Origin of the sequence: Sphingomonas sanxanigenens DSM 19645 = NX02, assembly GCF_000512205.2 — a bacterium.
GTDB classification, from domain to species: domain Bacteria; phylum Pseudomonadota; class Alphaproteobacteria; order Sphingomonadales; family Sphingomonadaceae; genus Sphingomonas_D; species Sphingomonas_D sanxanigenens.
Genome location: NZ_CP006644.1, coordinates 6,094,612 through 6,111,891, shown reverse-complemented (window position 1 = coordinate 6,111,891; position 17,280 = coordinate 6,094,612). Strand labels below are relative to the sequence as shown.

Below are 17,280 nucleotides of genomic sequence, written 5' to 3'. Positions count from 1 at the left end.
TTCGCACAGCGGCACAATTGGTCGGCCCGGCAAGCAGGAAGAATGACGCGCTGTCAGCCCCGCGATGCCGGGGGCGAGCCTCCGTTGGCCTCCCTGCTCCATCGCTGGGGAGAACTGATATGGCCATCGACACGATCAACAAGGGCGCGCCACGCATCCGCGCCTATGACAACCTCGCCGCCGCCACGCATCGCATCAGCCCCGCCAACCATCTGCAGTGGAACGCCACGATAGCCGCGATCGACGCGGCACGGAGCGCCTGCAATTCGGCGAAGACGGACGAGGTCGCCACCGCCTATTCGGAGGCTGAATGCGCCGCTGAGGATGCCCTCTTGGCTATCCCAGCCGAGACGCCCGAGCAGATGATCCAGAAGCTTCTGACCGGCCTCATGACGTGTGAAGGCGATGAGGGCGTGAGACGAGGTCTGGATACCCGGGCTCTGCACCGAGAGGCGCGCGGCTGGATCGATGGCAAAACCGCCGCCGTCGATAACGCCGGTGCCGATGCGGACGAGGACGCCGAGTTCAAGCGGCGCTTCCACACGGACATGATCACGCAGCAGGGCAACCTGAAGGCCGCGCTTCGCACCATCCATGCAGTCTTGTGGGCGGCTTTCGAGCACGACCAGACCGACCGCGGATCGCTGATCCTTGAGGGCGCGATCGACCTCTGCGCCTACGCAATCGCACAGGACGACCTGAAGAATGCCGACCGCGAAACGTCGAGGCCGCGGTCGTGAGCGCCGCGCTTCCAGCCATGAAGGCATGGCCCCCGGAGCACGCCCTCGAACGGTTCGTAGCCGATGCTGCGCAGGGTCAGGCGTGGCGCTGGTCTGAGTGGCGCCGCCTTCGCTCAGCCTTCCAGATCGCGCGTGATGCGGAGGATGATAACCCGCTCCAAGATCCTGCCGGCGATGTGCTGAACAAAGCGAAGTGCGCCCGCATGGACGAGCTGATCCAGGCCGAGGCGCCGAACGCCGAAGCGATGGAATTGAAGTTCGACCTTCTCACGAAGCGCTATCGCGATTGCTGCGCCATTCCCGACGAGGATTTGACGGCACTGATGCGCGATGCCCTGCGCTTTGCGCGGCTGTGCGACGATTTCCTCTACCCGGAAAGAGCGGCGGCGATCAGTGCGGAAGCGAAAGCATTCGACACACTCGCGCTGCGGCTCGATGCCGCCACCTCTGCTCTCGACAGCGGCGCCGCAGACTTTGACGCTTCGAGCGACTTGATATGCTCGCTCGAAGACAAGTTGATTGAGATGCCCGCGACCTCCGCGCGACAGGTCATTCGCAAGCTGCTGATTGCATCCGGCTTGACCAAGCGTGGCTTCGTTGGCGCGCATACGCGCACGGATGGCCCTGCGCTGTTCGCCGAGGCGCAGAAGTTTCTCAACCATGAGACTGGCGGTGCACCATGCTGATCGCCCGCCTCTGCGCCGCGCTCGTGCCCTGGCATCATTGGGGACGCGTCATGTTCGTCGAGTCCCTCGACGGAACCCGCGAGGTGGAGGGCGTCCGCTTCTTCACCCTCGAATGGCTCGGCCTCCACCTTCACATCCAGTTCGGCCCGTCTGTGCCGATCGACGTGCGGGAGATGCGCAATGGCATCTAATCCACATCGGTTCGCGCCGGCTGGCATGCCCGTGATCGAGGCTCCCCGCGAACTCAGTGACGACCTACGCATCTTCGATGCCGTACCGCACGGGTACGAAGTCATAACGGTGCAGGAGCGAGACGAGTGTCCGCTGCTCGCGCCGGGCGAGGTGGCCGTTTTCGACACGTCGGAAAGCTGCTGCGGCGAGATCGTCAATGGTGCGCTCTATGTCATCGAGTGGCAGCGGCCCCGCGCAGGCATGTCGTGGGAGACCTATCGGCGGCTTGAATGTCAGTATCTGGACGTGCGTAGGCGGATCTATCGCGTCGAGCGCTCTCGGTCAGACCCGAGCCGCTGGTGGATCCGCCCGCTCAGTCCGCGCGTGCGCGGAGTGATCCAGTGCGGCGATGGCCCATTCCACGACTGGCACCTGACCGACAAGATCATTGGCCGCGTCGTCGGCCTCTACCGCCCAACTCATGCTTTGGAGGTTCGCCAGTGACCGAACGTCACGAGCAGCCTGATCTCACGCAGGCGCCGCCGATCAGCGATGTCCTCGCTGGGTGCGAGACCCATCTGACCCGCAATGATCCCGACACTTATGCCTACTGCATCCTGCAGGCGGCGAAGGCGTCGGGCATCACGGTCGATCTCTTTATTGACGATGCAGGGCCAGCCGCTTGGTACGGCATCCCCTTCGACGGGCAGGAACATCACCGGAAGCCCCGGCTTGACGCGATCATCGAGCATATGCGCGGCGCCCCTCAGCGTGGTGAAGCGCTGGTTAACTACATGCTGTCACGCGGGATGTTCTTGGATCGCAGACGCTTTGGCAGCCCGAGCGAAGCTGCGGACGCCGTGTTGGCGCTCGACGGTCGGCTTTTCATCATCAACGACGGCGATGTCGAAATGTCCGTCCTGACGGATGCGGCCACTTTGGGCCGGGAGATCGACGACGGCTTCCCCAGGCGCAGCCTTGTCCATCGCTGGACCAACTCGATGCGGCTCGCCCTGTTCGCTGAAGAGATGAAGGCATGGCTGATTTTGAACGGTGCCGATCTCGGCGGCGGGCGCTACAGCCTTGAGACGAAGGCGTTGGCGCGATGAGCCCGACACCCGTGTTGATCAGATACGCGGAAATCCGCACCTTGATGATCAGCGAGCCCAGCATCGCCGCAATCTGCCGCCAACTCAGCCGCTCGCACAGGACGATCGCACCGAAGGTTCGGAAGATCCAGCAGGCAATGGACGCCGCAGGCGAAAGCCTGCCGCCGTGCCCCTGCGGACAGCCCAAGTTTCACAACGGCGGCTGCACCTTCTCGATGGTGACGCGCACGAAGCTCGGAACGAGCGGAAGGGTGCGCCGGCTGGACGGCGGCGAACTCGAACGCCGGCTAAAGAGGCTGTGCCAGCCGGAGGAACTGCGAGCGCTGATCGCCAGCGAAGAGAACTTCGATGCGATCGTGGCGAAGCTGGGAAGGTCCAGAAACAGCGTTGGGCCAGTGATCCGCAAGATGCTGGGCGAGATGGAAGCGGAGGGCATCGCCCCGCTCTGCGCCTGCGGGAAGCTCAAATTCCATCCGGGGGGATGCGCCGCAACAAAAAGGGAGGACTGGCAAGCGCCCCGGCTGGAAATGCTGCGGAGCGGGGCGACAGTGATGGAGGTGCAACGCGCGTTCGGCGGCGGGCGAACAGAGATTGCGAGACTGCGAGACCAGGCCGGCATTCAGGCCAAGACGAAGGGCGCAGGATCGAGCCTCAGGGCAAGCAGAAAGCCAAGGCCGCTCGCCGTGCCGTTCGTTCCGATCCGGCCGGAGGCTGACCCCCTCTATTCCCGTATCTCGGCCATGGTGCCGCACTGGACGAGCGAGCAGACCCGCAAGGACATCATCAGCGAAATCTATGTCGCGATCCTCGCCGGCACCATCTCCGAGGCGGAGGCGGCGAAGAACATCAAGCGGTTCGTAAACGCTGGCTTCCGAACCTACGAAAACAAATTCGGCCCGCGCAGCCTCGACGAAGCGCTGACCGATGACAGTGAGACCAGTTGGGTTGCGATGATACCGGATCCGGCTGCTCTCGATGCCTTCGACCGTCTCGACGATATCATCGTCGGCCAGCGGAGCTGCGTAGCATGAGCGGCAACGGCGTTGATGCAGAAAGCGCTCTGCGCCGCATCCTGGCTGAGGACGGCGGACGGCGGCTCGATTGCCACGGCGCGCGATGCTTCGCGGGTGGCGCGCCCTGCGGGGATGTCCGCTGCCGCGTGATCCACCGCTGCGCCGATCATCTCCGCCACGAGCTGCACCACGATATTACCTTTCAACACGCCGGCGCGACGTTCGTCGGCATCGCAGGGAATGCATGATGCTCGGACTCTTTGATCACTATCTCGCTGGCGGCGCTATTCGGCTCGACGACATCGAACGGGTAGGCGAGTCCAGCGTCAACCGTCATGGCGCGATCGTTCGCATGCTGCACCTCCGTGAGGGCGCCCCCATTCGCCTCATCGGCGAGGTGCCGGACCTGTTTCTCCGGCCGGTTCAGATCATGCCTTGCGAGAGCGGGCTCAAGACGATCGTTTGCTACGTGGAAGATCACGACGGCGAGCCCAAGGCGGTGCCTTGGCGGTCGATTATGACCGGCTGGGCTCTGTGCCTTGACGGCCAAGTTCGACCGCTCACCGCGGCGGGCGTCAACGACGGCAGGGCGGCCGGGAACGACATCTTCGTCGAGTTCCCTTGCGGTCGGATTGCCGGCGTCGGCGAAACCGATCCCGTTGAATTCGACGACGCGCGCGCAATGATCGCTCACTTCCAGGAAGACGCGGTACGACGCCGTGCGCTCAACGAGGCCCGGAACGCCGCGGTCAAGACCCCCGTCCCCGGAGAGGACGCACAGGATGACTGATCAACCTCAAGAGCGATGCGGTAACTGCTTTTTCTGGCAGCGTCAGATGCCTGCCATCGCGGTTGCCACGGCCATGCCCGTTGGAAAGAACGACCCCTGCCTCGGTGCATGCACTGCCAATCCCCCGGAGTTGACCCACATCGGCGGCGAAGTCGTTGGGTGCTGGCCGCGGACGCACGAGGACCGGGTGTGTGGCGACTGGACGGGATACGAGGCCGGTCCAGACGGCGGCGAGCGCGCGCCCCAGGCGGAGCGAACAGTGGTCCACGCGGCCAGCCGCTTCGCCTCGCGCCCCCGCGAGCATGCTTCAGATCACGCGCGAGGCTCCCCGGCCGCGCGTGCGCACCCGGCGGGCAAAGCCCCCGCCTGCCGGGTGCACCCCCTCACCGCAAACGGAGACGATCGACCATGACCGAGTTCCCCATTCCAACGGAGTTGGAGGCCTTCGAGAACGGCGATCTTGCTATCATCCGCACGATCCGGCTTGCCTCACCCGGAGCGCTATCCAACACCGCTGAGCAAGTGACGGCCTGGGCCGATGCTGTGAGAAACTATGTGCGCGACCAGTTGTGTTCGCAGGGCATTGTGGCGCGCGTCGAGATCGAGACCGAGGCTGTGCGTGTATTGCTGGCGCACATCGACCAGTTGGAATCGCGCTTTCTTCCGCAGCCGATCGATACCGCGCCGGTGGATGGTCGTTGGATCCTCGCCCACGCGCCCGACGACGAGTTCCTCGCGGCGGCGCCTTGGGTGATTGCAACCCGCTGCGATGACGGATGGCATGATGGCGACGGCTATGCGGTTCACCCGACGCTCTGGGCGCCACTTCCGAACCCGCAGCCAAAGCAAAGTGGTTGGCACCCGGCTGAGGGGACTATCCGAATCGCGCATGCGACGTGCCGCGACGACAAAGGTCAGATCATCACCGGGGTCGATTATTCGATCGGCATCGTGCGCGGCGATGGCACATGCGATGATTACCGCGGGGCTGACATTGCGGGGACGATCGAGGATGCCAGGGCCCGCGCGCAACAGCTCGCGAACAAGCTGGGGCTGCCGATCGTGGAGGAACCCGGCCCGGCGCCGCGGCTGGTGCATCTACCGCCCCACGAGACGCCGCAATGACCACAACCGCAGAGGCAATCATCGACCTTGATCGCAAGGTCTCCCGCGCGATGGCCATGGGCCGCGGCATCAGCCTGCGCGCAGATCAACTGGACGCGCTGGCCAGCATCGGGCTCATTGAGCGGCTGGCGGACGCGAAGGCTACAATTCTGAAGGAGCAAGCTCGGTGTCGACAGATAAGGGCGGGGTCTATCAGCGGGGAGGGTTCTGGCTCGACCTCGCCCGAGGCGCCGGCGGCCGACCCGCCAGCAGCAAATGGTACATCTGGTGGTACGACGCCGCCGCAGGACGCCAGCGCCGCAAGAGCACGGGCACGGAAGATGTTCGGCTAGCCTGCGACGCGCTCGACGCCCATTACCTTGCTACGCACCGGCCGACCGCGGCCGAGCAAAGCCTCTACAGCGTTGCCGAGGCGATGACGGACTATTGGGTTGAGCATGGATCGGCGCAGGCCAGCGCGGACGCGATCCGCGCGCGCCTCAAGCTCATGACCCGGTTCATGGACCGCGAGGCCGAGGCCGGGCGCCTAGTTGACCCGTTCCTGCCCGAGCATCTCGACGACCGCTTCCTCGAGCGTTTTCGGAGTTGGGCGATTGCCGACCCGATCGTCGCACGGAAGAAGGACGACAGTGGCAACTGGATCGACGGCACCAGCCGGCCGCGATCGGCATCGACCGTTGAGGAAAGCGTCATCCAGTTGAAGGCGGCGCTAAGCCATGCCTTCAATGCGCGCCGCACGCGCTACGTGCCGCCGCTGAAGCACAAGACGCGCGACCAGGTGACGGCGCAGCGAAGCTATCGCCTGTCGGTGGACGGCATCGCCGAGCTGCTGGACTTCACGATGCGGGGGTCTGGCAACTACGGCGGTCACGCCGACCGGCTCATCCCCCTGCGCCGGTACCTGATCGGGGCGGTCTGCACGCTCGCGCGCCCCGATGCGATCCTCGACATCAGCGTCGAACCCCGCCGCGAGCAGTGGATGAAGGATGAGCGCCGCCTCGCCCTGAACCCGGCGGGCCGCCTCCAGACGAAGAAGGTGCGTCCGATCGTGCCCGTCGTCGACCTGCTTCACGCATGGCTCACCGAGACGACCGAATGGCTCGTCTGCAAGGAGCGCAAATCGTTCGACCCGAATCAGCGAATCGATGTCGTCGAGCAACTGCGTGTCGCGTCCGTGCGATCCGCATGGGATACCGCCCGCGAGGCGCTCGGCATCCCCGACGGCTGGGGACCAAAGCTGATCCGCCATTCCATGGCGACTATCCTCGCCGCCCGCCGTGTGGACTTGGTCGAACTGGAAATAGCGCTTGGACACCGGCCGCTCAGCAAGACGACCGGGCGCTATGCCATCTTCGATCCGGACTATCTGGCGTCGATCCGCGCCGGCATTGAGGATGTGGTCGCCGACCTCACCCGGAAGGCCGGCCCGGCGATTCACCCAAAGCTCACCCAAGCGCACGGAAACGTCACGGTGCTGCGGGCATAAAAAAGCCTCGCTAAGCACTTGGCCTAGCGAGGCTTTTCATGGTGGGCGTGGCAAGGATTGAACTTGCGACCCCTGCGATGTCAACACAGTGCTCTACCACTGAGCTACACGCCCACGGGGGAGGCGCGCTATTAGCCTCGCCTCCGGTGCTGTGCAAGCATGAATCGTCATTGCGGATCGCGGGTCGTGCCGATCCCGAAAAGGCGGTCGATCTGCATCACCAGATCGCGCAGGTGGAACGGCTTGGAGAGCAACCGCGCCTGCGGCATCGCCTGCCCCGCATCCAGCGTGACCGCGGCGAAACCGGTGATGAACATCACCTGCAACGCCGGCATCCGCTCGGTCGCGCGGCGGGCGAGTTCGATGCCATCGATCTCGGGCATGACGATGTCGGTCAGCAGCAGATCATAATCGTGCGCGTCGAGCAGCGGCAGCGCGTCGGTGCCGGATTCCACCGCAGTGACCTGATAGCCGGACGTCTCGAGCGCGCGGGAGAGATAGTGACGCATCGCCGCATCATCCTCGGCGAGCAGAATCCGGATCATCCAACCCCCAACGCGCACCGGGCGATGCGCCGCTTGCGGCAACGTCCAACGGACGCGGAGCAATTATGGGGAGCATGGCCATGATTTTCCACACCTGCGTTGCCCCATCGGCCACCTCCGCCTAGCATGACGCGATGGCCGAGCCCCAGCCATTCAGCCGCATCGGCCCCGTCCTGCTGACCTCGCCGGTCGTGCTCTCGGTGCCGCATGCCGGCCGCGACTATCCCGCGGATCTGGCGGCGATGCTGCGAATCCCGATGCAGGCGGCCGAATCGCTGGAAGACCGGCATGCCGACCTCCTCGCGCGGCAGGCCGCCGCATCGGGCGGCGTCGCGGGGTTGGTAGCGCGCGTGCCGCGGCTGTGGATCGACCTCAACCGCGCCGAGCAGGAAATCGACCCCGAAATGACGGATCCGCCGCTGCGCGGCACCGCGCTGATCGCGTCGGCGAAGGTGCGCGGCGGGCTTGGCCTCGTGCCCCGACGGTTGCACCCCCATGGCGACATCTGGTGCCACAAACTGTCCGTGGACGCAGTCGCCGCGCGCATCCGCACCGTCCATCGCCCCTACCATGAGGCGTTGGCGCAGCTGCTGGCGCAGGCGCGGATGCGGTTCGGCGTGGCGGTGCTGATCGATCTCCATTCGATGCCGCCCATCCGGCAAGCCGCCGGCCAGCCGACCGCGCGTGTCGTGATCGGCGACCGTTTCGGACGGTCGGCGGCAGCGCGCATCACCGCGCGCGCGGTGGCGGAGGCACGTGTGGCGGGGCTGCCGGTGGCGATCAACACCCCCTATGCGGGTGCCCACATGCTCGACCGCCATGGCGATCCGCGGCGCGGCATCCATGCGATCCAGCTTGAAATCGACCGTAGCCTCTATCTCGCGCCCGGACTGCGCGAGCCGGGCGAAGGGCTGCCGCGAATCGCCGGGTTCGTCGCGGCGCTCGCGGCGGGGCTGGCGGAAGAGGTCACCGGTTGGCGGGATGCCGCGGCCGCCGAGTGATTCGACGCCGAACGCCAATCGCAGCCGATGCGACTTGCGACCGGGCCGGCAAGACGCCGCTCCGGCACGGCCAGCACACATCAAGAAAAAACCACCTCGTGCAAGCACGAGGTGGCCAAGGTTCAGGGAGGAAACACGCCCGAAGGCGTGGACACGGATGCGAAAGGGGGAAACACATCCGGTGTCAAAGAATGAGATAGGCCGCAAAACACGGCCTTTCAAGGCCATGCCATTCAATTCATCCGATTTGGAAACGAATTAGCCTTTCGGCGGCGAAACGATCGGCAGAATCCGGTGCATCGTGGCGTCGCCATCGATCAACTGATGCTTCAGCGCACCGGCGATATGCAGCGCGATCAGGCCGATCATCGCCAATCCCATGATCTCATGGAACTCATGCGACGCGGCATAGAGCGCGCCGCCGCGCTCGACCGGCAGGAAGGGAATGTCGAACAGGCCGAACCATTGCAGCGGCCGGACCTTGGGGGAGCCGGAACTCATCGCCCAGCCCGAAAGCGGGATGAGCACGATCAGCAGGTAGAAGGTCCAGTGCAACGCGTGCGCCAGCCCCTTCTCCCAGGACCGCACGCTGGCAGGCAGTGGCGGCGGCCGGTGGCCCAGCCGCCACGCCCAGCGCAGCAGGCTGAGCACGAGGACCGTGATCCCGATCGATTTGTGCCAGGTCATCGGCCCGCCCGCGAGGACGAGCGCGATGTTGGCGATGATGAGCAGGCCGATCACCCAGTGCAGCGTGATCGCCACGCTGGAGTAGGTGGAGCGGCCTGCCCGGACCATCGGATCAGGCCTCGATCACGGCCGGCGCGGGCTGGCCGAGACGCGGCCCCTTGCCCTGCTGAACCTGGCGGCCGAAGATCTCGCGCATCACCTGCAGCGAAAAAAGATGCGCGTAGAGCAGCGGCAGCATGCCCGAGCGGGCCATCTTGCGGAGCTGGTCACCGCGCAGGTCGCGCAGCTTTTCCTCGGAAACCATCTGGAAGCCGCGATAGACGAAGGGCTGTTCGCTGCCTTCGGGCTGGATCGAGACTTCGCCATCGATCAGGATGTTGAGCTCGAACAGTTCCTTCATGAACGCGGTGGTGCGCTGGCCGGCTTCCTCGAACTGGCGGCAGAATTCCAGGATCGCGTTGGTCGCGGCACTGGGCTTGCCATCCTCGAACAGCGGCTGGCCGTCCTCGAACGGACCGATCGCCTCGGCGGTGGGATCGAAGCACAGCGACAGCTCATCGCTGTCCGGACGCAGCCGGGCGAGCATGAACGGATAGCGGCGCACCCATGCCGGCACATAGACATTGTCGATCAGCTTGCCGGTTTCGTCGACGAAGGTGTTGATGCCTTCGTTCATGCCCATCAGCGCGATCGGCACGGCATCCTTGCCCTGCGTGAAGACGATCGGGAAGAAACGCTGCGCAGCGGCGAACTCGTCGATCGTCACGGGAATGGCGTGCTGCGAAACCAGCCAGGGCGCGGTATCGATATTGCGCGCCTTCCAGGTTGCATGCTCGGTGCTCGAGAGCGGCTGCAGGCCGTTGTAGAAGAGCGGAAGATTGTTCGCCGGCGCGGTCGCCATGAAAAGACTCCAGTGGAATATGCTGCGCCCGGGCCCCCCGCGCGCGTGGGGCAGGCTGTATGGCCGCCTGCGGATGGACGCAAGCCCGTCAGGGCAGCAGCTTGCCCGGATTCAGGAGGCCGTGCGGATCGAGCGCCGACTTGATGGCGCGCAGCGCGGCGATGCGGCTCGGTTCGGTCAGCCGGCCGAAGGCTTTGCGCTTCATCTGGCCGATGCCATGTTCGGCGGAGAGAGATCCGCCCGCGGCATCCACCAGATCATAGACGAAATCGCTGATCGCGGCGCCATTGCGCGCAACCCAGTCGGGCGGCGCGCCCTCGCCCGCGCGGACGTGGAAATGGACGTTGCCATCCCCCAGATGGCCGAACGCACTGGCATGGGTGCCGGGAAATGCCCGCTCCGCCGCGGCCGCCGCCTCGACCATGAAGCGCGGCATCGCCGCGACCGGCACCGAAATATCATGCTGCACGGCAGGCCCCGACGCGCGCTCCGCCTCCGAGATCGATTCGCGCAGCTTCCAGAACGCCTCGGCCTGCGCCTCGCTCGTCGCAATCACCGCATCCTCGATCAGCCCCGCCTCGATCGCACGGACAAGCGACGGCTCGATCAGCGGCCGCGCGCCGCCCGCGGCCTTGCCCACCACCTCGATCAGCACGTGCCAGCCATGTTCGCCGGCGAGCGGCGCGCGCGTGCCCGGAATGTGGCGGAGCACCGCCGCCAGCGAATCGGCGGGCAGGATCTCGAAGCTCTCGATCGCATCGCCCGTTTCCGATTCGAGCCGGCGCAGCAGATCGAGCGCGGTCTGCGGATCGGGCACGCCCGCCCACGCCACTGCACGATCTGCGGCGGCGGGAACCAGGGTCAAGGTCGCGGCGGTGACGATGCCGAGCGTACCTTCGGCGCCGATCAGCAGATGGCGGAGATCATAGCCGCGATTGTCCTTCTTGAGCGCCGACAGGCCATGATAGACGGAGCCATCCGGCAGCACCGCCTCCAGCCCCGCGACCAGCGCGCGCATCGTGCCGAAGCGCAGCACCTGGGTGCCGCCCGCGTTGGTGGAGATGAGCCCGCCGATCGTCGCCGATCCCTTGGCCGCCAGCGACAGCGGGAAGCGCCAGCCGGCAGAGGCCGCGGCATCGTGCAGGTCGGACAGGATCACCCCCGCCTCGGCGATCACGGTGCCCGCCGCAGCATCCAGCGCGCGCAGCCGGTTCATCCGCCGAGTCGAGAGAATCAGCGCGGATCCGTCCGCGGGCGGGGTCGCGCCGCCGACCATCGAGGTGTTGCCGCCCTGCGGCACCAGCGGCACGCCGGCGGCGGCGGCCATCGCCATTGCCACCGCGGTCTCCTCCGTATCCGCGGGCGCGACGATTGCCGGGCTGGTGCCGTGATAGCGCCCCCGCCAGTCGCTGAGCCAGGGTGCGAGCGCATCGCCATCGGTGACGACGCCCTTCGGCCCCAGCCGCTCGCGCAGCTGGTCGATGAGACGGGCGGGTTGCGGATTGGCCATGGCCGCGCAACTAGTACGGGATTAATCCACCGTTCAACCGCTTAAGGGCATCGCCTGCGCCCGACATGGATAACCGCCAGTGATTTTCACGACGTTCCTGCTGTTCTTCATGCAGGGCGGCGATGCGCCGCCGCCGCCCGGCCGCGGCAAGCCCGTTATCCAGTTCCGTTCGCGCGTGGTGATCCGGGTGCCGGCGATCGCCCCTTTGCCGCGCACCGCGCGCCCGGCGCCGCCCGTGGAATGGAAGGAAAGCAAGGGACCGCGCTGCGTGCCGTCGCGCGCGATCCGCGGTTTCGCGATCTCGGCCAAGCGCAGCCTGGACATGGTGCTGATGGACGGCAGCCGCCTGCGCGCCCGCTTCGACGGAGACTGTGGCGGGCCCGACTTCCGGTCCGGTATCTATGTCCATCTCGATGAAGACCGCATGATCTGCGCGGATCGCGATGCGATCCACGCCCGATCGGGCGGTTCCTGCGAAATCGAACGCTTTCGCAAGCTCCGCGTGAGGCGATAAACACCCGATTCGCTTGACATTGCCGTCCGCAACGACCAATCGCGGGGCAATCGTGCGACGCGGCATGAGTTCGCACTCTTAACCGGATCGCCAATGACGTTCGCCGACCTCGGCCTTTCAGACGAATTGCTCCGCTCGCTCGATGATTCGGGCTACAGTTCACCCACGCCCATTCAGGCAGCGGCGATCCCGCCCGTGCTGATGATGCGCGACCTGATCGGGATCGCGCAGACCGGCACCGGCAAGACGGCCAGCTTCGTGCTGCCGATGATCGACATCTTGGCGCATGGCCGCGCCCGCGCGCGGATGCCGCGCTCGCTGATCCTCGAGCCGACGCGCGAACTCGCCGCGCAGGTCGCCGAGAATTTCGAGAAATACGGCAAGTATCACAAGCTCTCGATGGCGCTGCTCATCGGCGGCGTGCAGATGGGCGATCAGGTGAAGGCGCTGGAAAAGGGCGTCGACGTGCTGATCGCCACGCCGGGCCGGCTGATGGACCTGTTCGAGCGCGGCAAGATCCTGCTCACCGGCTGCTCCATGCTGGTGATCGACGAGGCGGACCGGATGCTCGACATGGGGTTCATCCCCGATATCGAACAGATCTGCACCAAACTTCCCAAGACCCGCCAGACCCTGCTGTTCAGCGCGACGATGCCGCCGCCGATCAAGAAGCTGGCTGACAAGTTCCTCTCGAACCCCAAGCAGATCGAAGTTGCGCGGCCCGCCAGCGCCAACATCAATATCGACCAGAAGCTGGTCGAGGTGTCGTCGCGCGGCAAGCGGCGCATGCTGGACACGCTGCTGCGAATCGAGGGCGTCAACACCGCGATCATCTTCTCCAACCGCAAGACGACGGTGCGCGAACTGGCGCGGAGCCTGAAGCGCGACGGTTTCAACGCCGGGGAGATCCATGGCGACATGGAGCAGCCCGAGCGGCTGCGCGAGCTGGACCGGTTCAAGACGGGTGAGATCAACATCCTCGTCGCCTCCGACGTCGCCGCGCGCGGGCTGGACGTGAAGGGCGTGAGCCACGTCTTCAACTATGACGTGCCGTGGCATCCGGACGATTATATCCACCGCATCGGCCGCACCGGCCGCGCGGGCGCGACAGGCACCGCCTACACGCTGGCAACGCCCGATGACGCCGAATCCGTGGCGAATATCGAGAAGCTGACCGGCCTGAAGATCCCGCGCCTCGCCGCCGAAACGGTTGAGCCCGCGGCGGAGTCGGTCGAAGCCGAAGCAGCCCCTGCCAAGCCTGAAAAGGCGGCGTCGGAAAAGCCGCGCAGTCGTGCGCGCAAGGCCAAGGCGCCGCGCGAGGCCACGCCCGCCCCGGCCGAGGCGCGGCAGCCCGAGGCGCCGCAACCCCGCGCACCGCAGCCCGAAGCCCCACGGCCCGCACCGCGCGACCAGCGCCGCAGCCGTGGCGCATCGCGCGACGACGGCCCCGACGATGGCGGCTGGAACGGCCCGATCCCGAGCTTCCTCGACGTCAAGCTCTGCAGCTGAAGGCCCGGGCAGCGGCGATCATGCATCGCCGCGTCCGGCGCTGTTGCCGAGCCCGATTGCCGATCGACAGGGGCTATGCGCGGTTCGCGATCGCGCGCTGATCATTGTCCGCACCGGCACGGTCGAACCGCTCGGTTTCGAGAAACACCAGCGCCTGGCGGATCGTCTCGCGGTCATGCGGCATTGCGCTGTGGCCGACGGGCAGGACGATATGATCGCTCTGACCCGCGAGATGCGTCGCGCTCACCGCCACCTTGCCGTCATTTGGCTCGCGCATCAGCCGGCTGGTGACGAACGGCAGGATCGATTGCGTGCCGGCGATGATGCCGACCGGAAAGTCGATCGCCCCCAGCGCACGTTCCAGCACCGCGTTGCGGCGGCAATCGAGCAGATCGGCCGACGGGCCCAGGCAGAGGCCGGAGACGCGCAAACCGCGGGCGAGATCCACCCACGGACTGCCCGCATGCGGCGGCCCCAGCATCACCGCACGGCCGATCCATGGCGGGCGGTGGCGGGTGACGTAGGCGCGCAGCACCAGCGATCCCATCGAATGGGTAACGAAATGGACCGGGCCGGGGCTGGCGGCGGCAAAGCGCTCGAAGCGCGGGTGGAGCGCCGCGACGATGCGGTCGAGGCTGTGCGCGCGTGACCGGTACATCGGGTTGAACGTACGATAGCCGCGCCGCCGCAGCGCCCATGCCATCGGCGCCATCATCACCGGCAGCGCCCAGATGCCGTGGAGGAGGATCACGCTCCCGCGTGGAGGCGTTGCCGTCATGCCTGTGTCTCTCGCATCCGCAGCGGCGAGCGGCGAGCGGCAAGCCGCTCAGCCGTCGAGCGCGCCGGTCAGATAGCGCGCATAGGCGAACAGCGCGAAGGCGAGAAGGATCACCACGACCAGCACGACACGGCTGCGCTGTCCGGTCGCGATCTGCCACAATCCGGTCAGCGTGGCGACGAGGCCGAACGCGATCACCATGCTGAACAAGGTCAGCGCCATGCGCCCCTGTTCGGCGGTTCCGGTCCAGGTGCTGCCGCCGATCTCCTGCCCGGGGTGGAGCATCTGCGGCGCGATGTTGACCGCGATGATGCCCATCAACCCGATCAGGAACAGCCCGCAGGCCAGCATCAGCCCGCCGAGGATGCGGATCGCCTTCGAGGTGCGCATTTTCGATCCGCACTTCGGGCAGATCGCGACGCTGCCCGGTACGACATGGCCGCAGGTCAGCGAGAAGCAGGTGCTGGTTTTCGTCATGCCCGCAGGACTAGCGAGTCGCGGGGCGGCGCGCAGTGCCGGAACGCACAGGCCGGCGCCCGTTTCGGAAAGCCTATTTCCCGCCGCGATAGCGCCGGCGGAACGCGTCCGCCCATGCCGTCAGCCGCCCTTCGGCGATGGCGCCGCGCAGCCCCGCCATCACCTGCTGGTAGAACCACAGATTATGTTCGGTCATCAGCATCGCGCCGAGCATCTCGCCCGACTTCACGAGGTGGTGCAGATAGGCGCGCGACCAGCCGCCGATCGGCGAATCCGGATCGATCGGCGTCCGATCCTCGGCATATTTCGCATTGCGGATGTTGACCGGCCCATCCCAGGTGAAGGCCTGCCCGTTGCGGCCGCTGCGCGTGGGCAGCACGCAATCGAACATGTCGATGCCGCGCTCCACCGCGCCGACGATGTCGTCGGGCTTGCCGACGCCCATCAGATAGCGCGGACGGTCCGCGGGCAGCATCGCCGGCGCATAGTCGAGCACGCCGAACATGGTCTCCTGCCCCTCGCCCACCGCGAGGCCGCCGACGGCATAGCCATCGAACCCGACCGCCATCAGCGCGTCGGAAGAAATCTGCCGCAGGTCGCGGAACATCGAGCCCTGCTGGATGCCGAACAGCGCCGAACGCGCGGCATGCGCCCCGCCGCTGTCGAACCCGTCGCGCGACCGCTGCGCCCAGCGCATCGATCGCTCCATCGATGCCTTCGCCTCCTCCCACGTCGCCGGGAAGCTGGTGCACTCGTCGAACGCCATGACGATGTCGGATCCCAGCAGCCGCTGGATCTCCATCGAGCGCTCGGGCGTGAGCATGTGACGCGAGCCGTCGAGATGGCTGCGGAAGGCGACGCCCTCCTCCGTCTTCTTGGTCAACGCCGACAGGCTCATCACCTGATAGCCGCCGCTGTCGGTGAGGATCGGCCGGTCCCACTGCATGAAATCGTGCAGCCCGCCGAGTCGATCCATCCGCTCCGCGCCGGGGCGGAGCATCAGATGATAGGTGTTGCCGAGAATGATGTCCGCACCGATCGCGCGGACGGCCTCGGGCTTCATCGCCTTGACGGTGGCGGCGGTGCCCACCGGCATGAAAGCGGGCGTGCGGATTTCGCCGCGCAGCATCTGGATGCTGCCGGTGCGCGCCGCACCGTCGGTGGCGGTGATCGAGAAGGAAAAGCGTTCGGTCATGAAGCGCGGCGCTATAGCGGGCTGTGCGGCAGGAGTCAGGCCCCGTCGCGGCAATGGCGGGCGATGCCGCGCGATATGAACACAGGGGCGGAACGGCGGTGCCCGTCGCCCCGTTCCTTCAATCGCGAAAGCGCAATTCCCAATCCTCGCCCTCTTCGGGCGTGCCGAAGGCGTCGTGGATCGTCACCGAGGTCCGCTCGAAGCCGCAGCCGGCATAGAGCCGCCGTGCGCTTTCGAGCACGCTGTGCGTCCACAGCCAGATCCGGTCGTAACCGGCGTCGCGCGCGAAGCCGATCGCGGTGTTGACCAACGCCTCGCCGATGCCGAGGCCCCGCGCCTCGGGCTCGACATAGAGCAGCCGGAGTTGCGCCCCCCACTCCCCCGAATCGCAGACGAACACCGAGCCGACCATCCGCCCGCCGCGCTCGGCGATCCAGCATTGCTCGCGCCCCGGCTGGAAATCCCGCAGGAACCGGCCGGTGACGTCCAGCAACAGGGCCTCCATCGGCCGCCCCCAGCCGTGCGAGACGGCATAGAGCTCGGCCTGGCGCGTGGCGATGCGGCCCATGTCGCCGGTTGCGAAGGACCGCATCGTCCACGGCGGCAGATCGCCATCGGCAAGCAGCATGCGCGCCGTGCCCAGCGCCTCGACCAGCGCCTTGCGGCCCGGCGCGCCGATCGGCGCCAGCCGCGCCGCGACATCGGCGCGGGTCACTTCGTCGAGCGCCTCATACTCGGCGCGGCCGGCGGGGGTGACATGGATCGGCCGCTGACGCGCATCGGCGCCACGCCGCCGCTCGATCCAGCCCTCCGCCTCGAACCGACGCAATATGCGACTCGCATAGCCGGCATCGAGATCGAGCCGCGCCTGCAGTTCGGCGGCGAGCACGCCATCCTGATTGACGATCTCGTAGAACAGCCGCGCCTCGATCAGGCTGAGATCGCTGCCCATGTAGCGCGGCGCCAGCGCACCCGCGAAGCGGGTGTGGAAGCGGTTGAACGCGCGCACCGCGCGGATCGTATCGTCGGTCTCGATGGCCATG

22 protein-coding genes and 1 tRNA gene are annotated in these 17,280 nt (G+C 66.6%); 14 read left to right on the top strand and 9 right to left on the bottom strand.

Features of this window, described 5'->3' with window-relative positions:
• The first annotated feature begins 119 nt into the window (after positions 1–119).
• The 11 genes from NX02_RS28115 to NX02_RS28070 all read left to right on the top strand — a co-directional run bounded on the left by NX02_RS28115 (position 120) and on the right by NX02_RS28070 (position 7,120).
• A complete protein-coding gene (locus NX02_RS28115; RefSeq protein ID WP_025295498.1) occupies positions 120–740 on the top strand; it encodes a hypothetical protein in 621 nt (206 codons plus the stop codon).
• Positions 737–1,426, top strand: a complete 690-nt coding sequence (locus tag NX02_RS28110) for a hypothetical protein (protein WP_162232728.1) — start codon at positions 737–739, stop codon at positions 1,424–1,426. The genes NX02_RS28115 and NX02_RS28110 overlap by 4 nt, the downstream gene beginning before the upstream one ends.
• Positions 1,420–1,617, top strand: a complete 198-nt coding sequence (locus NX02_RS28105; RefSeq protein WP_025295496.1) for a hypothetical protein — start codon at positions 1,420–1,422, stop codon at positions 1,615–1,617. The genes NX02_RS28110 and NX02_RS28105 overlap by 7 nt, the downstream gene beginning before the upstream one ends.
• 25 nt (positions 1,618–1,642) lie before the next feature.
• Positions 1,643–2,101 (top strand): hypothetical protein, encoded by a 459-nt coding sequence (locus tag NX02_RS28100; RefSeq protein WP_025295495.1) that lies wholly within the window; start codon positions 1,643–1,645, stop codon positions 2,099–2,101.
• A complete protein-coding gene (locus NX02_RS28095) occupies positions 2,098–2,706 on the top strand; it encodes a hypothetical protein (protein WP_025295494.1) in 609 nt (202 codons plus the stop codon). The genes NX02_RS28100 and NX02_RS28095 overlap by 4 nt, the downstream gene beginning before the upstream one ends.
• Entirely contained in the window at positions 2,703–3,737 is a 1,035-nt protein-coding gene (locus tag NX02_RS28090) for a hypothetical protein (protein ID WP_158014203.1), read from the top strand. The genes NX02_RS28095 and NX02_RS28090 overlap by 4 nt, the downstream gene beginning before the upstream one ends.
• The gene (locus NX02_RS28085; RefSeq protein ID WP_025295492.1) at positions 3,734–3,967 is read left to right on the top strand and encodes a hypothetical protein; all 234 of its coding nucleotides are present in this window, start codon (positions 3,734–3,736) and stop codon (positions 3,965–3,967) included. The genes NX02_RS28090 and NX02_RS28085 overlap by 4 nt, the downstream gene beginning before the upstream one ends.
• A complete protein-coding gene (locus NX02_RS28080) occupies positions 3,964–4,509 on the top strand; it encodes a hypothetical protein (protein WP_025295491.1) in 546 nt (181 codons plus the stop codon). The genes NX02_RS28085 and NX02_RS28080 overlap by 4 nt, the downstream gene beginning before the upstream one ends.
• A 408-nt stretch (positions 4,510–4,917) precedes the next feature.
• Positions 4,918–5,634 (top strand): hypothetical protein, encoded by a 717-nt coding sequence (locus NX02_RS28075; protein ID WP_047099869.1) that lies wholly within the window; start codon positions 4,918–4,920, stop codon positions 5,632–5,634.
• The gene (locus NX02_RS33400; RefSeq protein WP_025295489.1) at positions 5,631–5,966 is read left to right on the top strand and encodes a hypothetical protein; all 336 of its coding nucleotides are present in this window, start codon (positions 5,631–5,633) and stop codon (positions 5,964–5,966) included. Before NX02_RS28075 ends, NX02_RS33400 begins: the two co-directional genes overlap by 4 nt.
• 83 nt (positions 5,967–6,049) lie before the next feature.
• Complete coding sequence (locus tag NX02_RS28070; protein ID WP_025295488.1) at positions 6,050–7,120, top strand: tyrosine-type recombinase/integrase; 1,071 nt, start codon at positions 6,050–6,052, stop codon at positions 7,118–7,120.
• A 39-nt stretch (positions 7,121–7,159) separates the two neighbouring features.
• Here the strand turns inward: NX02_RS28070 and NX02_RS28065 are convergent.
• Together NX02_RS28065 and cpdR are read right to left on the bottom strand one after the other, a co-directional pair.
• A tRNA-Val gene (locus NX02_RS28065) sits at positions 7,160–7,234 on the bottom strand.
• Between the two features lie 53 nt (positions 7,235–7,287).
• Positions 7,288–7,665, bottom strand: coding sequence for a cell cycle two-component system response regulator CpdR (gene cpdR / locus NX02_RS28060; protein ID WP_025295487.1), 378 nt, complete (start codon positions 7,663–7,665; stop codon positions 7,288–7,290).
• Between the two features lie 134 nt (positions 7,666–7,799).
• Between cpdR and NX02_RS28055 the strand changes: the two genes are divergently transcribed.
• Positions 7,800–8,666, top strand: a complete 867-nt coding sequence (locus NX02_RS28055) for an N-formylglutamate amidohydrolase (protein WP_025295486.1) — start codon at positions 7,800–7,802, stop codon at positions 8,664–8,666.
• 258 nt (positions 8,667–8,924) lie between these two features.
• Here the strand turns inward: NX02_RS28055 and NX02_RS28050 are convergent, their stop codons facing one another.
• The 3 genes from NX02_RS28050 to NX02_RS28040 all read right to left on the bottom strand — a co-directional run bounded on the left by NX02_RS28050 (position 8,925) and on the right by NX02_RS28040 (position 11,764).
• The gene (locus tag NX02_RS28050; protein ID WP_025295485.1) at positions 8,925–9,461 is read right to left on the bottom strand and encodes a cytochrome b; all 537 of its coding nucleotides are present in this window, start codon (positions 9,459–9,461) and stop codon (positions 8,925–8,927) included.
• Positions 9,462–9,465: 4 nt separating this feature from the next.
• Complete coding sequence (locus NX02_RS28045; RefSeq protein WP_025295484.1) at positions 9,466–10,254, bottom strand: SapC family protein; 789 nt, start codon at positions 10,252–10,254, stop codon at positions 9,466–9,468.
• Between the two features lie 88 nt (positions 10,255–10,342).
• On the bottom strand, positions 10,343–11,764 hold the full coding sequence (locus NX02_RS28040; protein ID WP_025295483.1) for an FAD-binding oxidoreductase: 1,422 nt from the start codon (positions 11,762–11,764) through the stop codon (positions 10,343–10,345).
• Between the two features lie 79 nt (positions 11,765–11,843).
• Between NX02_RS28040 and NX02_RS28035 the strand changes: the two genes are divergently transcribed.
• Positions 11,844–12,278, top strand: coding sequence for a hypothetical protein (locus NX02_RS28035; RefSeq protein ID WP_025295482.1), 435 nt, complete (start codon positions 11,844–11,846; stop codon positions 12,276–12,278).
• Positions 12,279–12,371: 93 nt separating this feature from the next.
• Positions 12,372–13,787 carry a DEAD/DEAH box helicase gene (locus NX02_RS28030; protein WP_025295481.1) on the top strand — a complete coding sequence of 472 codons (1,416 nt, stop codon included), beginning with the start codon at positions 12,372–12,374 and terminating at the stop codon, positions 13,785–13,787.
• A 73-nt stretch (positions 13,788–13,860) separates the two neighbouring features.
• Here NX02_RS28030 and NX02_RS28025 read toward each other — a convergent pair whose 3' ends face one another.
• The 4 genes from NX02_RS28025 to NX02_RS28010 form a co-directional block, all read right to left on the bottom strand.
• Complete coding sequence (locus NX02_RS28025; protein ID WP_039996890.1) at positions 13,861–14,565, bottom strand: alpha/beta fold hydrolase domain-containing protein; 705 nt, start codon at positions 14,563–14,565, stop codon at positions 13,861–13,863.
• A 48-nt stretch (positions 14,566–14,613) separates the two neighbouring features.
• A complete protein-coding gene (locus tag NX02_RS28020; RefSeq protein WP_158014202.1) occupies positions 14,614–15,042 on the bottom strand; it encodes a hypothetical protein in 429 nt (142 codons plus the stop codon).
• Positions 15,043–15,115: 73 nt separating this feature from the next.
• Entirely contained in the window at positions 15,116–16,237 is a 1,122-nt protein-coding gene (gene tgt / locus NX02_RS28015; RefSeq protein WP_025295478.1) for a tRNA guanosine(34) transglycosylase Tgt, read from the bottom strand.
• Positions 16,238–16,355: 118 nt separating this feature from the next.
• Positions 16,356–17,279: a bifunctional helix-turn-helix transcriptional regulator/GNAT family N-acetyltransferase gene (locus NX02_RS28010; RefSeq protein ID WP_025295477.1), complete on the bottom strand. Its 924-nt coding sequence runs from the start codon at positions 17,277–17,279 to the stop codon at positions 16,356–16,358.
• Position 17,280 lies beyond the last annotated feature (1 nt).

Excerpts from the sequence above, each read along its gene's own strand:
- NX02_RS28115 (WP_025295498.1), top strand. The coding sequence starts at position 120 with ATGGCCATCGACACGATCAACAAGGGCGCGCCACGCATCCGCGCCTAT.
- NX02_RS28105 (WP_025295496.1), top strand. The coding sequence starts at position 1,420 with ATGCTGATCGCCCGCCTCTGCGCCGCGCTCGTGCCCTGGCATCATTGG.
- NX02_RS28100 (WP_025295495.1), top strand. The coding sequence starts at position 1,643 with ATGCCCGTGATCGAGGCTCCCCGCGAACTCAGTGACGACCTACGCATC.
- NX02_RS28090 (WP_158014203.1), top strand. The coding sequence starts at position 2,703 with ATGAGCCCGACACCCGTGTTGATCAGATACGCGGAAATCCGCACCTTG.
- NX02_RS28085 (WP_025295492.1), top strand. The coding sequence starts at position 3,734 with ATGAGCGGCAACGGCGTTGATGCAGAAAGCGCTCTGCGCCGCATCCTG.
- NX02_RS28080 (WP_025295491.1), top strand. The coding sequence starts at position 3,964 with ATGATGCTCGGACTCTTTGATCACTATCTCGCTGGCGGCGCTATTCGG.
- NX02_RS28075 (WP_047099869.1), top strand. The coding sequence starts at position 4,918 with ATGACCGAGTTCCCCATTCCAACGGAGTTGGAGGCCTTCGAGAACGGC.
- NX02_RS33400 (WP_025295489.1), top strand. The coding sequence starts at position 5,631 with ATGACCACAACCGCAGAGGCAATCATCGACCTTGATCGCAAGGTCTCC.
- NX02_RS28070 (WP_025295488.1), top strand. The coding sequence starts at position 6,050 with ATGACGGACTATTGGGTTGAGCATGGATCGGCGCAGGCCAGCGCGGAC.
- cpdR (WP_025295487.1), bottom strand. The coding sequence starts at position 7,665 with ATGATCCGGATTCTGCTCGCCGAGGATGATGCGGCGATGCGTCACTAT.
- NX02_RS28055 (WP_025295486.1), top strand. The coding sequence starts at position 7,800 with ATGGCCGAGCCCCAGCCATTCAGCCGCATCGGCCCCGTCCTGCTGACC.
- NX02_RS28050 (WP_025295485.1), bottom strand. The coding sequence starts at position 9,461 with ATGGTCCGGGCAGGCCGCTCCACCTACTCCAGCGTGGCGATCACGCTG.
- NX02_RS28045 (WP_025295484.1), bottom strand. The coding sequence starts at position 10,254 with ATGGCGACCGCGCCGGCGAACAATCTTCCGCTCTTCTACAACGGCCTG.
- NX02_RS28040 (WP_025295483.1), bottom strand. The coding sequence starts at position 11,764 with ATGGCCAATCCGCAACCCGCCCGTCTCATCGACCAGCTGCGCGAGCGG.
- NX02_RS28030 (WP_025295481.1), top strand. The coding sequence starts at position 12,372 with ATGACGTTCGCCGACCTCGGCCTTTCAGACGAATTGCTCCGCTCGCTC.
- NX02_RS28025 (WP_039996890.1), bottom strand. The coding sequence starts at position 14,565 with ATGACGGCAACGCCTCCACGCGGGAGCGTGATCCTCCTCCACGGCATC.
- NX02_RS28020 (WP_158014202.1), bottom strand. The coding sequence starts at position 15,042 with ATGACGAAAACCAGCACCTGCTTCTCGCTGACCTGCGGCCATGTCGTA.
- tgt (WP_025295478.1), bottom strand. The coding sequence starts at position 16,237 with ATGACCGAACGCTTTTCCTTCTCGATCACCGCCACCGACGGTGCGGCG.
- NX02_RS28010 (WP_025295477.1), bottom strand. The coding sequence starts at position 17,279 with ATGGCCATCGAGACCGACGATACGATCCGCGCGGTGCGCGCGTTCAAC.